General features: G+C 73.1%; 13 protein-coding genes. 12 read left to right on the top strand and 1 reads right to left on the bottom strand.

Annotation, left to right across the window (positions count from 1 at the left end; translation table 11 throughout):
• Positions 1-266: 266 nt before the first annotated feature.
• Positions 267-935 carry a GntR family transcriptional regulator gene (locus AB0J86_RS26435; RefSeq protein ID WP_363860296.1) on the bottom strand — a complete coding sequence of 223 codons (669 nt, stop codon included), beginning with the start codon at positions 933-935 and terminating at the stop codon, positions 267-269.
• A gap of 126 nt (positions 936-1,061) precedes the next feature.
• Here AB0J86_RS26435 and AB0J86_RS26430 point away from each other — a divergent pair, with 126 nt between their 5' ends.
• From AB0J86_RS26430 to AB0J86_RS26375, 12 genes are all read left to right on the top strand, one after another.
• The gene (locus AB0J86_RS26430; protein ID WP_363860295.1) at positions 1,062-2,117 is read left to right on the top strand and encodes a sugar ABC transporter substrate-binding protein; all 1,056 of its coding nucleotides are present in this window, start codon (positions 1,062-1,064) and stop codon (positions 2,115-2,117) included.
• Positions 2,118-2,158: 41 nt separating this feature from the next.
• Complete coding sequence (locus tag AB0J86_RS26425) at positions 2,159-3,244, top strand: mandelate racemase/muconate lactonizing enzyme family protein (protein ID WP_363860294.1); 1,086 nt, start codon at positions 2,159-2,161, stop codon at positions 3,242-3,244.
• Complete coding sequence (locus AB0J86_RS26420) at positions 3,241-4,308, top strand: ABC transporter permease (RefSeq protein ID WP_363860293.1); 1,068 nt, start codon at positions 3,241-3,243, stop codon at positions 4,306-4,308. The genes AB0J86_RS26425 and AB0J86_RS26420 overlap by 4 nt, the downstream gene beginning before the upstream one ends.
• Complete coding sequence (locus tag AB0J86_RS26415) at positions 4,305-5,348, top strand: ABC transporter permease (RefSeq protein ID WP_363860292.1); 1,044 nt, start codon at positions 4,305-4,307, stop codon at positions 5,346-5,348. The genes AB0J86_RS26420 and AB0J86_RS26415 overlap by 4 nt, the downstream gene beginning before the upstream one ends.
• Positions 5,348-6,877: a sugar ABC transporter ATP-binding protein gene (locus tag AB0J86_RS26410; RefSeq protein WP_363860329.1), complete on the top strand. Its 1,530-nt coding sequence runs from the start codon at positions 5,348-5,350 to the stop codon at positions 6,875-6,877. The genes AB0J86_RS26415 and AB0J86_RS26410 overlap by 1 nt, the downstream gene beginning before the upstream one ends.
• The gene (locus AB0J86_RS26405) at positions 6,874-7,947 is read left to right on the top strand and encodes an aldo/keto reductase (RefSeq protein WP_363860291.1); all 1,074 of its coding nucleotides are present in this window, start codon (positions 6,874-6,876) and stop codon (positions 7,945-7,947) included. The genes AB0J86_RS26410 and AB0J86_RS26405 overlap by 4 nt, the downstream gene beginning before the upstream one ends.
• Complete coding sequence (locus tag AB0J86_RS26400) at positions 7,944-8,777, top strand: amidohydrolase family protein (RefSeq protein WP_363860290.1); 834 nt, start codon at positions 7,944-7,946, stop codon at positions 8,775-8,777. The genes AB0J86_RS26405 and AB0J86_RS26400 overlap by 4 nt, the downstream gene beginning before the upstream one ends.
• Complete coding sequence (locus tag AB0J86_RS26395; protein ID WP_363860289.1) at positions 8,774-9,652, top strand: fumarylacetoacetate hydrolase family protein; 879 nt, start codon at positions 8,774-8,776, stop codon at positions 9,650-9,652. The genes AB0J86_RS26400 and AB0J86_RS26395 overlap by 4 nt, the downstream gene beginning before the upstream one ends.
• Complete coding sequence (locus tag AB0J86_RS26390) at positions 9,649-10,944, top strand: enolase C-terminal domain-like protein (protein ID WP_363860288.1); 1,296 nt, start codon at positions 9,649-9,651, stop codon at positions 10,942-10,944. Before AB0J86_RS26395 ends, AB0J86_RS26390 begins: the two co-directional genes overlap by 4 nt.
• Complete coding sequence (locus tag AB0J86_RS26385; protein ID WP_363860287.1) at positions 10,935-12,728, top strand: aldehyde ferredoxin oxidoreductase N-terminal domain-containing protein; 1,794 nt, start codon at positions 10,935-10,937, stop codon at positions 12,726-12,728. Before AB0J86_RS26390 ends, AB0J86_RS26385 begins: the two co-directional genes overlap by 10 nt.
• A gap of 115 nt (positions 12,729-12,843) precedes the next feature.
• Positions 12,844-13,593: an SDR family oxidoreductase gene (locus tag AB0J86_RS26380; protein ID WP_363860286.1), complete on the top strand. Its 750-nt coding sequence runs from the start codon at positions 12,844-12,846 to the stop codon at positions 13,591-13,593.
• A gap of 256 nt (positions 13,594-13,849) precedes the next feature.
• The gene (locus AB0J86_RS26375) at positions 13,850-14,275 is read left to right on the top strand and encodes an NUDIX hydrolase (RefSeq protein ID WP_363860285.1); all 426 of its coding nucleotides are present in this window, start codon (positions 13,850-13,852) and stop codon (positions 14,273-14,275) included.
• The last annotated feature ends 437 nt before the right edge of the window (positions 14,276-14,712 follow it).

Below are 14,712 nucleotides of genomic sequence, written 5' to 3'. Positions count from 1 at the left end.
GACCACTGCGGGAACCAGCCTGCCAGCGCGCCCCGGCACGACGGAACGCGGCCGGTACGGGTGCGGAGCAGGCCACTCGTGGCGTGGCGGCCCGCGGCGACCGGGCTGCGTCGGGCGTCGGGACGGGGGCGTGGAACGGCAGGGCGGAGGTTCCCGGACCGGGTCCAGCATGATCGACAGTACCCGGCCCGCTTTCCTCATACCCGGGATGGACACCCGCGCTAACGCCTCGGGCGACTTTCGCCCCGGGGTGCGCGGCGGGCGGGTCAGTCGAAGGCCGGCAGGTGCCGCTCCCGGGCCCGGACGAGGTGCTCCCGCATGGCGGCCTCGGCCTGGTCCGGGTCGCCGGCCGCGATCGCGCGGGCGACCCGCTGGTGCTCGTCGCTGGTGGTGCCGGTCTGGGCGTACGGGAAGTAGCGCCGGTGCAGGTGCAGGTGGACGTGCAGCCGGTAGAGGCCCTCGCGGAGCAGGGGGTTGCCGGACGCGTCGGCGACGAGGTCGTGGAAGCGCGCGTCGAGCGCGGTGAACGCCGCGTGCCAGCCCTCCGGCGTACCGGTCTCGGGCGGGACGGGGGTGGCGGCCTCGGCGGTGATGGCGGCCCGGTGTTCGGCGCTGGCCCGCTCGGCGGCGAACCGGCTGCCCGCGCATTCCAGCAGCAGGCGCATCTCGAACATCTGGAAGAACTCGTCGCGGGTCAGCAGGGGGCTGACCGTGTAGCCGGCGAGCGGCCGCTTGCGGACCAGCCCGTCGGCCTCCAGCCGGGCGAGGGCCTCGCGTACCGGGGTGGGGGAGACGGCGAGTTCCCGGGCGAGCGCGTCGATGTTGATCCGGTCGCCGGGCGCGAGGATGTGCTCCAGCACGAGGTTCTTCAGCGTCTCGTACACGTCGTCGCCGAGCGTGGAGCGCCGCAGTTGCACGGGTTCACGGCTGGTCATCGACCCTCCCTCGACCCTGTCGGGGACTCGTTTCCCGCAGGTTAAGTCTTGACTCGCTCGGAGTGAGACGGTACACACTCAGGAAACATCCTATAGGATCCATGATACGGGCGAGAGGTTGCGGTCATGACTGGTAAACCGTTCGTCCGGCTCGGCGCGGTGGCCACCGTCCTGGTGTTCGCCGTCGGCGCCAGCGCCGGTTGTACGAAGAAGAGCGACAACGAAGCGGCCGGCGCTACCAAGCGGACGGCCGACCAGGTGAAGATCGCCCTCGTTCCGGGCGGCGCGCACCCCTACTTCCAGCCGTGGAAGGAGACCGGCGCCAAGGCCAAGACCGAACTCGGCGTCGCCGACGTCACCTTCAACGAGACCTCCGGCTGGGACCAGACCAAGCAGAACGACGTGCTGAAGTCGCTGGCCGCGCAGGGCTACAACGCGTTCGGCATCTTCGGCGTCTCCCCGGAGAACATCAACGCCACCTTCGAGGACCTCAAGCGGCAGGGCTTTCCGGTCGCCTCGCTCGCGTCCTGCCCGGCCGGCAACGTGAACAAGGCCGACTTCTGCCTCTCCACCGACGTGGAGTTGGCCGCGTACAAGGCGGGCCAGGCGGCGATCAAGGCGATGGGCGGCCAGGGCAACCTGGTCCACCTCACCGGCAACAAGGTCGACTCGAACACCCAGCGCCGCATCGCCGGCGTGCAGAAGGCGGTGGACGAGGCCGGCGGCAAGGTCAAGCTGCTGCAGACCATCACCGACGTCGACAAGGACCTGCAGAGCGCGCAGAAGGCCGTCGCCGACCTGCTCGCCGCGAAGGGCGCGCAGATCCAGGGCATCGTCAACACCGCCTACAACCCGGCCGTCGCCGCGGCCGAGGGGGTCAAGCAGGCCAAGCTGCCGATCAAGGTCATCGCGATCGACGACGACCAGACCATCCTCGCCGGCATCCGGGACGGCTCGGTCGCCGGCACCGTGCTGCAGAACCCGGTCGGGCAGGCATCCGTCGGCTCGTACGCGCTGCTCAAGCTCTCCGAGGGCTGCACCGTGAGCCAGCCCGGCGTGGTCGTCGACTCGGGCTCCTTCGTGGTGACCAAGGAGAACGTGGAGAGCTACGAGACCGACCGGCAGGCCAAGACCGACGAACTGCGCAAGGCGTTCGACAGCCAGTACCTCACCTGCAACTGAGTCGGTCGGTCCGCCACGGAAGTCCCCGGTAAGGAGCAGTGTTGCCCGCGATCACCCACGCCGAGGCGTACCTGGTCGACCTGGAGGTCGAGACGGTACGCACCGACGCAGTCCAGTCGTTCCTGAAGCAGGAGACCATCTTCGTCGAGATCGCGACCGACGACGGTGGCGGCGGTACCGGCTACTCGTACACGATCGGCACCGGCGGTACCGCTGTGCTCGCCCTGCTGCGCGACTACCTGTTGCCCCGGTTGGTCGGCGTGGACCCGCGGGGAGTGGAGGCCGTGTGGCGGGACCTGTTCGCCGCCACCCGGGCCACCACCGTCGGGGCGATCACCTCGCTGGCGCTCGCCGCGGTCGACACCGCCCTGTGGGACTGGCGCTGCCGCGCCGCCGGCCAGCCGCTGTGGCAGCTCGCCGGCGGCGCCAAGGACCGCATCCCGCTCTACGACACCGAGGGCGGCTGGCTGCACCTGAGCACCGAGGAGCTGATCGTCGGCGCGAAGGCCAGCCAGGCCGCCGGGTGGCGCGGGGTCAAGTTGAAGATCGGGCGCTCGCCGGTGCAGGACGCCGACCGGCTGGCCGCCGTCCGGGCGGCCGTCGGGCCCCACTTCGACCTGATGCTCGACGCCAACCAGTCCCTCACGGCGGCCGAGGCCGCCCGCCGGGCCCGGCTGCTCGAACCGGCCGACCCCTACTGGTTCGAGGAGCCCCTGCCCGCCGACGACGTCGCCGGGCACCAGTCGCTCGCCGCCGCCACCACCATCCCGGTGGCGGTGGGCGAGTCGATGTACTCGGTGGCGCAGTTCCGCGAGTACCTGCACCGCCAGGCCGCCGGCGTGATCCAGGTCGACGTGGCCCGCATCGGCGGCATCACGCCCTGGTTGAAGGTGGCCCACCTGGCCGAGGCGTACAACGTACCGGTCTGCCCGCACTTCCTGATGGAGCTGCACGTGAGTCTCTGCTGCGCGGTGCCGAACAGTCGCTACCTGGAGCACATCCCGCAGCTGCGTGCGATCACGCGGCGGGAGATCGAGGTGGTGGACGGCGAGGCGCTGGCCCCCACCGCCCCCGGCCTCGGCATCGAGTGGGACCGGGACGCGATCGACGACCGGAGAGTCCGGTGAGTACCCGGACCGACACCCCGCCCGAGGCCCCGGCCCCGGCGGCGGCGCCGGCCAAGCCGCCCCGGATCCCGCTCTGGGCCAACCCCCGCGTCGGCCTGGTCGTCCTGCTCGTCGGCCTGGTCGTGCTCTTCACCTCGCTGCGCCCGGCCTTCCTGGACACCACGCTCACCCTGGTGCCGTTGCAGTCGGACATCAGCGTCTACGCCGTGGTCGGGCTCGCCCAGCTGGCCGTCCTCTCGCTCGGCCAGATGAACATGGCGGTCGGGCGGATGGCGGCGATGAGCGCCTTCGCCATGGGGCTCGCGTACGACCGGCTCGGCGTGCCGCTCGTCGTCGGCCTGCTCATCGGCCTGGCCGTCGGCGCGCTGCTCGGCGCGCTCGCCGGACTGATCATCTCGCGGACCGGGGTCAACTCGTTCGTGGTCACGCTCGCCCTGGACTTCGCCCTGGTCGGCCTCATCACGATCCTCTACACCCGGTTCACCGACGGGGTGGCCTTCGCCGGGCAGCCCGCCGGGATGACGTCGCTGCGCAACGACACCTTCGCCGACTACTGCATGGGCGAGATCTGCGGACCGCGGATCCCGCTGGTCGTGCCGTTCGCGCTGGTCGCCGCGGTCGTCGTCGGGCTGATCTTCCAGTTCACCCGGGTCGGTCGGGAGATCCTGATGACCGGCGCCAACAGCCGGGCCGCCGAGCTGTCCGGCGTACCGACCCGTAACCGGGTGGTGCAGGCGCACGCGCTCAGCGGGCTGCTCGCCGGGCTGGCCGGCTTCCTGCTCGCCGCCAACAACGGCGCCTTCTCGGCCAGCATCGGCGACCAGTTCCTGCTGCCGTCGTTCCTCGGGCCGGTGCTCGGCGGCACGCTGCTGGCCGGCGGCGCGGTGAGCGTGCTCGGCACCGTCCTGGGCGCCACCCTGACCCAGGTCATCTACAAGGGACTGAACCTGCTGCAGTTCCAGCTCGACCAGCTCAAGCTCTACATCGGCCTGGTGCTGCTGGTCGCGCTCTCGCTGGACCGGGTGCGCCACGTCGTGGCCGAGCGGAGAGGAGCGCGGGCATGACCACCGGACAGACCGGGGCCGACACGGCCGCCACCACGGACAACGTCCCGGGAGCCGGCCGCACCGGCTCCGGGCGGCTCGGGGTACGGCTGCGCGGCGCCGCGCGGCAGTCGGAGTTCACCCTCGCCGTACTGGCCCTGGCCGGGTTCGTGGCGCTGGCCGTGGCCACCGGCGGCAACCTGCTCTCGGCCGGTACGCTCGGCGCGTTCTTCCGCTTCCTGGCCGTACCGATCATCATCGGGCTCGCCCAGATGGTGGTGCTCGCGATCGGCCAGATGAACCTCTCCGTCGGTACGCTCACCGGGCTCTGCGCGATGATCGCCGCCTGGCTGATGATCGAGGCTGGCCTGCCGGCGCCGCTGGCGGTGCTCGGGGCGCTGGCCGTCGGGCTCGCCGCCGGCCTGCTCAACGGCCTGCTGGTGGTCTTCACCCGGATCAATGGCTTCATCGTCACGCTCGCCACCATGACCATCTTCGAGGGGCTCCGGTACGGCGTGAACGGGCCGGACACCTTCCAGGGGTACTCGCCCGGGCTGCGGGAGTTCGGGCGTGCCTCGGTGCTCGGGCTGCCGGTGGTCTTCCTCGTCGCGCTGGCCGTGGCGGCGCTGGTGGCCGTCTTCTTCGCCCGTACCGTCACCGGTCGGCAGCTGCTCGCCACCGGCGGCAGCCCGTTCGCCGCGCGGCTGAGCGGGGTCTCCAACGACCGGTCCATCGTCGTGGCGCACGGGCTGAGCGGTCTGCTGGCCGGCGTCGCCGCGGTGCTCACGGTCGCCGCCTCCGGCTCGGTGAACTCCAGCATCGGCGACGACCTGCTGCTGCCCAGCTTCGCCGCGCCGATCATCGGCGGGGTGGCGCTGACCGGCGGCGTGGTCAGCGTCGTCGGTACCTGCCTGGCGGCGTTCCTGGTCCGGCTGGTGGACGTGATGCAGGCCCAGTTCGACATCAACCGGCGCTGGATCGACCTGATCGTCGGCGCGGTCGTCCTCGGCGCGGTGCTGCTCGGCACCGTCCGGCAGAGGCTGTTGCGGAGGTCGTCGTGATGCTCACCGCCGAGAACCTGGTCAAGACGTTCCCGGGGGTACGGGCGCTGGACGGCGCCACCCTGCGGCTCGCCCCCGGCAGCGTGCACGCCCTGCTCGGAGAGAACGGCGCCGGCAAGAGCACCCTGGTCAAGCTCCTGACCGGGGTGTACCGGCCGGACGGCGGCCGGATCGTCCTCGGCGACCGGGAGCTGCACCTCGGCGGCCCGATGGACGCCCAGCGCGCCGGCATCGGCGTGGTGCACCAGGAACGCAACCTGATTCCGGCCTTCTCCATCGCCGAGAACATCGTGCTGCACCACCTGCCCCGCCGCTTCGGGATGGTCGACCGGGCCCGGATGCGCGCCGAGGCGCGCCGCTGCCTGGACCTGCTCGACCTCGACCTCGACCCGGACCGCCCGGTCGCCGAGCTGTCGGTGGCCCAAGCGCAGCTCGTGGAGATCGCCAAGGCGCTCAGCGTCGACAGCCGGGTGCTGCTGCTGGACGAGCCGACCGCGTCGCTCACCGGCGACGAGGCCGACCGGCTCTACGCGATCGTGCGCAAGCTGCGCGACAGCGGGCACGCGGTGGTGCTGGTCAGCCACAAGCTGGAGGAGGTCTTCGCGGTCGCGGACACGGTCACCGTGCTGCGGGACGGCCGCAGCGTCGCCGAGGCCGAGCCGCTGGCCGACCACACCCAGGACCAGATCGTCGACCTGATGGTGGGCCGGGCGTACGCCTCGGTGCGGCTCGCCGAGCGGCATGTCGACGCCGGTACCGCGCCGGCGCTGCGGCTGCGCGACGTGAGCACCGCGCGCGGGCACCGCGACGTCTCGCTGGAGGTACGCCCCGGCGAGATCCTCGGCCTGTACGGGCTGGTCGGCGCCGGCCGCAGCGAGCTGGCCAAGGCGCTGCTCGGGCTGGACCGGATCACCGGCGGCACGGTGGAGGTGCAGGGCCGGCCGGTCCGCATCCGCGACGTCGGCGAGGCGCTGCGCCGGTACCGCATCGGCTACGTGACCGAGAACCGCAAGGAGGAGGGGCTCTTCCTCGACCAGCCGATCACCCGCAACATCGGGGTGACGGTCTGGCGGCGGCTGGCCCGCGCCGGCCTGGTCACCGAGCGGGCCGAGCGGCGGGTGGTGGCCGAGTACGCCGAGCGCCTCGGATTGCGCGCCGCCTCGCCCCGGCAGCTCGCCGGGCAGCTCTCCGGCGGCAACCAGCAGAAGGTGAGCCTCGCGAAGTGGCTCGCCGCCCGCTGCGAGATCCTGATCGTGGACGAGCCGACCGTCGGCATCGACGTACGCACCAAGGCCGCCTTCCACCAGCTCATCGCCGAGCTGGCCGAGGCCGGCCTGGCGCTGCTGCTGATCTCCTCCGACCTGCCCGAGATCGTCACGCTGGCCGACCGGATCGCGGTGATGGCGGACTTCACGCTGCGCGGGGAGCTGCCCAACGACCACGACTACGGTCGGATGAGCCAGGCGATCATCAGGTTGATCCACGGTGCCGGTACCGCCGGCGCCGGGGGAGAGGGGAAGGCGGCATGAGACCCACGGATCGGACCCGGTTGGGCTCCACCGGCGTGGAGGTGACCCGGCTCGGGCTCGGGCTCGCCCCGCTCGGCGGGCTCTACCAGCGGGTCGGCGACGAGCAGGCGTACGCCACCGTCGAGCGGGCCTGGGCGGAGGGGCTGCGCTACTTCGACACCGCGCCGCTGTACGGCAGCGGCCTCTCCGAGCGCCGCGCCGGGCACGTGCTGGCCGGCAAGCCCCGCGCCGAGTTCACCCTCTCCACGAAGGTCGGCCGGGTCCTCGACCGCGTCGCACCTCCGGCGACGCGCAACGGCACCGGCGGCGGCGCGACCGGGTCGACGGGCGGTGGCGAGCGGGCCGGCGGGCCGCCGAGCACCGCCGAGCCGGCCGACCACAACGACAGCATCTGGGCCGAGGCCACCGAGGTCGAGCCGGTCTGGGACTTCAGCCCCGAGGGGGTGCGGCGCTCGTACGCCGAGAGCCTGGACCGCCTCGGCCTGGACCGGGTCGAGGTGCTGCACATCCACGACCCCGACGAGCACTACGCCGCGGCGGTCGACGGCGCCCTGCCGGCCCTGGTGCGGCTGCGCGACGAGGGGCGGATCGGCGCCGTCTCGGTGGGGATGAACCAGTCGGAGATGCTCGCCGACTTCGTCCGTACCGGGCACCTCGACAGCGTGCTGCTCGCCGGCCGGTACACCCTGCTGGACCAGTCGGGTCTCGCCGAACTCCTGCCGCTGGCGCGGGAGCGCGGCGTCTCGGTCATCGTCGGCGGCGTCTTCAACTCCGGACTGCTGGCCGACCCGAGGCCGGGCGCCACCTTCAACTACGCGCCCGCCCCGGCGCCGCTGCTCGCCCGCGCGCAGGCCGTCGCGGCGGTCTGCGCCCGGTACGACGTACCGCTGCGCGCCGCCGCGCTCCAGTTCCCGTTCGGGCATCCGGCCGTGGCGACCGTACTGGTCGGGGCACGTTCGGCCGAGGAGGTGGCCGACGCGGTGGCGATGTTCTCGTACGAGATCCCGGGCCAGCTCTGGCGCGACCTGCGCCGGGAGGGGCTGCTGTCGGAGGAGGTGCCGCTGCCGTGATCATCGACGCGCACCAGCACCTCTGGACCGCCGACTACGCCTGGTTGGCGGACGCGTCGCTGACCCGGATTCGGCGCGACTACGGCGTGGCCGACCTGCGCGGCAACCTGCGCGCCGCGGGCGTGGACCGGACCGTGCTGGTGGAGGCCGGGCGCTGCGACGCCGCCGAGACCAGCGAGTTCCTGGCCACCGCCGCGGCGACCCCCGAGATAGCGGGGGTGGTCGGCTGGGCCTCGCTCACCGACCCGGCGCTCGCCGACGTCGTCGCCGGACACCGCGCCGGCACCGGCGGCCACCTGCTCGTCGGCGTGCGGGACCAGGTGCAGGCCCACCCGGCCGACCACCTCGACCGCCCGGACGTACGGGCCGGGCTGGCCGCCGTCGCCGCGGCCGGGCTCGTCAACGAGCTGGTGGTCCGGGCGGACCAGTTGCCGGCCGTGGCCCGCGTCGCGGCGGACCTGCCGGAGAGCCGGTTCGTCCTCGACCACCTCGGCAAGCCGCGCATCCGCGCCGGCGCCGAGGGGCTGGCCGAGTGGCGCGACCTGGTCACGCCGGTGGCCGCCCGCCCGAACGTGGTGGCGAAGGTCTCGGGCCTGGTCGCCGAGGCCGACTGGGACAGCTGGACGGTCGAGGACCTGCGCCCGTTCGTGGAGACCGCGGTGGAGCTCTTCGGCCCGGCCCGGCTCATGTTCGGGTCGGACTGGCCGGTCTGCGAGGTCGCGGCCTCCTACCTCGAGGTCCGTACCGCGATCGAGACGATCCTCGGCGGTACGCCCGACGACATCTTCCACACCACGGCGATCAGCACCTACCAGTTGGAGATCGAATGAGGTACATGCGGGTGGGCCCGGCCGGCGCGGAGCGCCCGGTGGCCCACGTGGACGGTCGGTACTTCGACCTGTCCGGCGTCACCCGGGACATCGACGGCGCGTTCCTCGCCGCGGGCGGCCTGGCCGGCGCGTTGACGGGCGGGACGGGCGGCACGGCGACGGACGCGGAGCTGGTGGCGGGCCTGCCGGAGCTGGACGTCGCCGGCCAGCGGATCGGCGCCCCGATCGCCCGGCCGGGCGTCGTGCTCTGCGTCGGGCTGAACTACGCCGCGCACGCCGCCGAGTCCGGCGCGCAGCCGCCGCAGTCGCCGGTGATCTTCTACAAGGCGCCGAACACCGTGGTCGGGCCGGACGACGACGTGCTCATCCCACGCGGTTCGACGAAGACCGACTGGGAGGTGGAGCTGGCCGTGGTCATCGGCCGCACCGCCCGCTACCTGGAGTCGCCCGAGGCGGCCCTGGCGCACGTCGCCGGGTACGCGGTCGCCAACGACGTCTCCGAGCGCGAGTTCCAGCTGGAGGTCTCCGGCGGGCAGTGGTCCAAGGGCAAGTCGTGTGAAACGTTCAATCCGCTCGGCCCGTGGCTGGTGACCCCGGACGAGGTGGGCGACCCGGGCAAGCTCGGCCTGCGCCTCTGGGTCAACGGCGAGCCCCGGCAGGACTCCAGCACCGCCGACATGATCTTCGACGTGGCGTACCTGGTCTGGTACCTGTCGCAGTACACGGTGCTGGAGCCGGGTGACCTGGTCAACACCGGTACGCCGCAGGGCGTGGCGCTCTCCGGCAGGTTCCCGTACCTGGTCCCGGGCGACGTGGTCGAACTGGAGATCGACCGCCTCGGCCGGCAGCGGTCGGTCGTGCGGGCCGCGGCATGAAGGTAACCGCGGTCGAGACGTACGACATCCGCTTCCCCACCTCGCGCGAGTTGGACGGCTCCGACGCGATGAACCCCGACCCGGACTACTCGGCCGCGTACCTCGTGCTGCGCACCGACGGTGACCAGGAGGGGCACGGCTTCACCTTCACCATCGGCCGGGGCAACGAGGTCTGCCGGGCCGCCATCGACTCGCTCGCCCCGATGGTGGTCGGCCAGTCCGTGGACGACCTGGGCGAGTTCGCCCGGCGGCTGACCCACGACTCGCAGCTGCGCTGGCTCGGGCCCGAGAAGGGCGTGATCCACCTGGCCACGGCGGCCGTGGTGAACGCGGCCTGGGACCTGGCCGCCCGGGCGGCGGGCAAGCCGGTGTGGCGACTGCTCGCCGACATGAGCCCGGAGCAGCTCGTCGACCTGGTCGACTGGCGGTACCTGACCGACGCGCTCACCCCCGCCGAGGCGGTCGACCTGCTACTGGCCGCCCGCCCAGGGCGCGACCAGCGGATCGCCGAGCTGGAGCGCACCGGCTACCCCGCGTACACCACGTCGCCGGGCTGGCTCGGCTACGACGACGCCAAGCTGGTCCGGCTCGCCAAGCAGGCCGTCGCCGACGGGTACACCCAGATCAAGCTGAAGGTCGGCGGCAACCTGGCGGACGACGTACGGCGGATGGCGCTGGCCCGGGAGGCCGTCGGGCCGCGGATCCGGGTGGCGGTCGACGCCAACCAGCGCTGGGACGTCGCCGAGGCGGTCGAGTGGATGACCGCGCTGGCGCCGTACGAGCCGTGGTGGATCGAGGAGCCGACCAGCCCGGACGACGTGCTGGGCCACGCGGCGATCCGGCGCGCGCTCGCCACCGCCGCCCCCGGCGGGCGGCCCATCCGGGTCGCCACCGGCGAGCACGTGCAGAACCGGATCGTCTTCAAGCAACTGCTCCAGGCCGAGGCGGTCGACGTCGTGCAGATCGACGCCTGCCGGGTGGCCGGGGTCAACGAGAACGTCGCGATCCTGCTGCTCGCCGCGAAGTTCGGCGTACCGGTCTGCCCGCACGCCGGCGGGGTCGGCCTCTGCGAGTTGGTGCAGCATCTGTCCATGTTCGACTACGCGGCCGTCTCCGGCTCGCTGGAGAACCGCACCATCGAGTACGTCGACCACCTGCACGAGCACTTCGTCGACCCGGTGGTGATCGTCGACGGGGCGTACCGGGCGCCGACCGCGCCCGGCTTCTCGGCCCGGATGCGGCCGGAGACGCTGACCGAGTACCGCTACCCGGACGGGCCCGCGTGGGCCTGATCCACGTCGACCTCGGGTCGAGCGGGTCGCGCGACCCGCTCGACCCGGGTGGCCCGGTCCACCCCGGCGGCCCCGTCCACCCCGACGGCCCGGTCCACCGCGGTGGCCCGGGCGACGGGGTCGCCCGCCGCCCGTCGGTGGGCGAACGGCCGGGCGACCTCGGCGGGCCGATCGCCGCCCTGCGGGTACTGCGGGACGCGGTGACCGGTCCGACCGAGCCGGCCGACGCGCCGTTCGCCCTGGTCGCCAGCGTCGTCGCCGGGGTGGCCGGCCCGGGGCTGGCCCGCTGCGCCGCGATCGGGCTCTCGCCGCTCTCCGGCGGGGTCGCCGAGACGCGCGCGGAGGGCCCGTACGCGGCCGGTCTGCGCGCGGCCGGCGTCACCGGCGTGGTACTGCACGGCCGGGCGGCCGGACCGGTCGTCGTGGTGGTCGAGGCGGGCCGGGCCCGACTGGAGCCGGCGGAGGGGCTCTGGGGGCTGGAGACCGGCCCGGCCACGGACGCGCTGCTGCGACGGTACGGGCCGGACGCCGCCGTCGCGGTGATCGGACCGGCCGGCGAGCACGGCGTCCGGTACGCCTCGATCGTCACCTGTCGCGACCACCCGCTGCCCCGGCTCGGCCTCGGCGCGGTGCTCGGCGGCAAGCGGGTCAAGGCGATCGTCTGCCGGCCCGACCCGAAGCCGTTCGGTACGAAGCCGCCAGGTACGGAGCCGCTCGGTACGGAGCCGCTCGGTACGCCGCCATCCGTCGCCGACCCGACGGCGCTGGCCCGCCTCGCGGCCTGGTACGCCGATGCCGTGGCCGGCAACCCGCTCACCGCCTGGCAGCACGGCGAGCCGGGCTTCGGGGTCTGGTCCGCCGACCCCGGGTACGCCCCGGTCGCCAACTTCGCCGACACCCGCTCGCGCGGCGGGGTCGGTACCGCGCCGCCGCCCGAGCGGGTCGCCGCCTGCCCGGCCTGCCCGACCGACTGCATCAAGGTGTACGCCGGTGCGGGCCTGCACCAGGAGGCGCTGGCGATGCTCGGGCCGAACCTGGGGCTGGCCGACCCGTGGCCGGTGCACGCCCGCTGCCAGCAGCTCGGGCTGGACCCGGTCTCCCTCGGCGGCACGCTCGCCGCTGCCGGGGTGCCCGCGGCCGAGGTGCCGGCGGCGGTCGAGCGGATCGGCGCCGGGGGCGACCCGCTCGGCGAGGGCGCCGCCCGCGTCGCCCCACAGGCGGCGATGACCAGCAAGAACGTCGAGCTGCCGCCGTTCGACCCGCGGGCGCAGCCGAACCTGGGGCTCGGGTACGCGGTCGCGCCGATCGGCCCGCGCTACGACATCGTCGAGCACGACCTGGACTTCGACCCCGAGCAGGGGCTGCCGCACAGCTATCCCGAGCTGGCCGGGCTCGGCGTGGCGGTACCCCGCCCGCGCGGCGAGATCGACGTGACCCGTACCGCGCAACTGCTGCGGCTCTGGAGCGGGCTGGACGCGCTCGGCGTCTGCCCGTACGCGGCCACCCCGACCCGACCGCTCACGCTGGACCGCATCGAGGAGCTGGTGGTGGCGGTGACCGGCGCCTGCCCGGACGTGTTGGCGCTCGGCGCGCGGCGGCTGCTGCTGCAACGCGAGGTGAACCACCGCCTCGGCATCGGGCTCGACGCCGACACACTGCCGGAGCGGTTCTTCGCCGAGCCGGTCGCCGCGGGCCGGTACGCCGGCGCGGTGCTGGACCGGGCGGAGTTCGCGGCGGCGGTCGCCGAACTGCACCGCGAACTCGGATTCACCGACTTTCCCTGACGGCCCGGTGGTCCGTCGTCGGTGACGGGTCCGGCGGCTTCGGCCGGACCGCGCCGGGTGGCGATCCGGGCGGTGTGGGCGGGCACGAGCGAGACGAAATGGAGTGAGGTAGCGGATGGGTGGGTTTGACGGGCTGGTCGCGGTGGTGACCGGCGGCGGCTCCGGCATCGGCGCGGCCTGCGTGGCGGCCTTCGTCGCGGGCGGGGCAAAGGTCGGTGTGCTCGACCTCGACCCCGGCGAGCAGGGCGGCGCCACGCTGGGGGTGGTCGCCGACGTGGCCGACCAGGGCTCGCTCGACGCGGCGATGGCCAGGGTCGCCGAGGTGTACGGCGGCATCGACATCCTCGTCAACAACGCGGGGATCAGCGCGGTCGGTACGGTCGAGGCGAACGACGACGACGAGTGGCACCGGGTGCTCGACGTCAACGTGGTCGGCGTCGTCCGTACCACCAAGGCCGCGCTGCCGTACCTGCGCCGCAGCTCGCGGGCCGCGATCGTGAACACCTCGTCGATCGCCGCCACGGCCGGGCTGATGCAGCGGGCCCTCTACTCGGCCTCCAAGGGCGCGGTCCACTCGCTCACCCGGGCGATGGCCGCCGACCTGGTCTCCGAGGGCATCCGGGTGAACAGCGTCGCACCGGGCACCGTGGACACCCCGTGGGTGGCGCGGCTGCTGGCCAAGGCTGCCGACCCGGAGGCGGAGAAGCGGCAGCTCGCCGCCCGCCAGCCCACCGGGCGGCTGGTCACGGCCGAGGAGGTCGCCGCCGCGGTGGCGTACCTGGCCAGTCCGGCCGCGGGCGCGACCACCGGAGCGTCCCTGGCGGTCGACGGCGGCATGAACGGCCTGCGCCTGCCCCGGGTCTAGGGATTTGCCCGGTCCGGGCGCCGGGGCCGTCGGGCCGGCGACCGGGAGGGACGGTCGCGGTTACGGCGCGACAGCGGCCCGAAGGCGGTCGTGGGCGATCAACCAGGTGGCCGCACTCGGCCACGAACGGCCCTTCCTGACGGGAGGGCCGTTCGCCTCGGACGGCCGGAACGGGCGGTACGCCGCACCTGCGGCAGATCGGTGTGCCGGCCACCGCTCGGCAGGTGTCGGCTGCGACCGGTGGCAGGATGCGCCTGTGTCGAACTTCGCGGAGGGCTCTCCCCGGGCTCGCATCGTCACGGGGTTGCTGTGCGACGGTAATCGGGTCCTGCTAGTCCACCGATCTCCCCGGCGTCGTTGGTATCCCGATGTCTGGGACCTGCCCGGTGGGCATGTGGAGCCCGGGGAACTGCCTGGCGTGGCACTTGCCCGAGAGCTTCGGGAGGAGCTGGGCATCGACGTCGCGGCGCCATCGGGTCCGCCCGTGTACGAAGTTCGTGCCGACACGTTCGACATGCAGATCTGGCTGATCGAGGCGTGGACGGGGTCTCCGGTCAACGTGGCGCCGGACGAACACGATGCCATCGCGTGGTTCACCGAAGACGCGCTTGGAGAACTGTCCCTAGCTCATGACAGCTACCTTGCCATGTTCAGCAAGGTTCTCGCCGAGCATCGGGCCTGACCACGACCGAACCCGCGCTGCTCGGCACGAGCGCGCGTCGAGCGGCATGGCAGATGACCGGGGCGGGCTTACGGAAGTGACGGACGGTCGCGAGCTGCCGCACCCGCCCGGCGGCATGAGCGAGCATCTGATCAAGCGCGTGTTCACACGGTCCCTCGGTGCGAGCCTGGCGTGCCTGAGAAGTTGTTCGAGATCCGCTACTCGGGTCAGGTCTCAGGCGACCCTCTCGATCTCGGCACGTAGTTCGAGCGCGAGGACACCGGTCTCCTCGCAGAGTCGGCGGAGTTGTTGGTGACGAGGAAACCATCATGCGGAGCATGCCCCGACCACCTAGACCTGCCGGTGCCCGGGAAGGCAACCACGGCGTGAGCCGGGATCTGCTCAACGGCGCCACCGGCCAACTGGTGGAACTGCTGACCGCGGTCTCGGCACCCTAC

It is taken from the genome of Micromonospora sp. NPDC049559, assembly GCF_040676675.1.
Classification (GTDB): Bacteria; Actinomycetota; Actinomycetes; order Mycobacteriales; family Micromonosporaceae; genus JBFAPK01.
The sequence above is the reverse complement of the archived record's forward strand: the minus strand, read 5'-3'. Positions and strand labels throughout refer to the sequence as shown.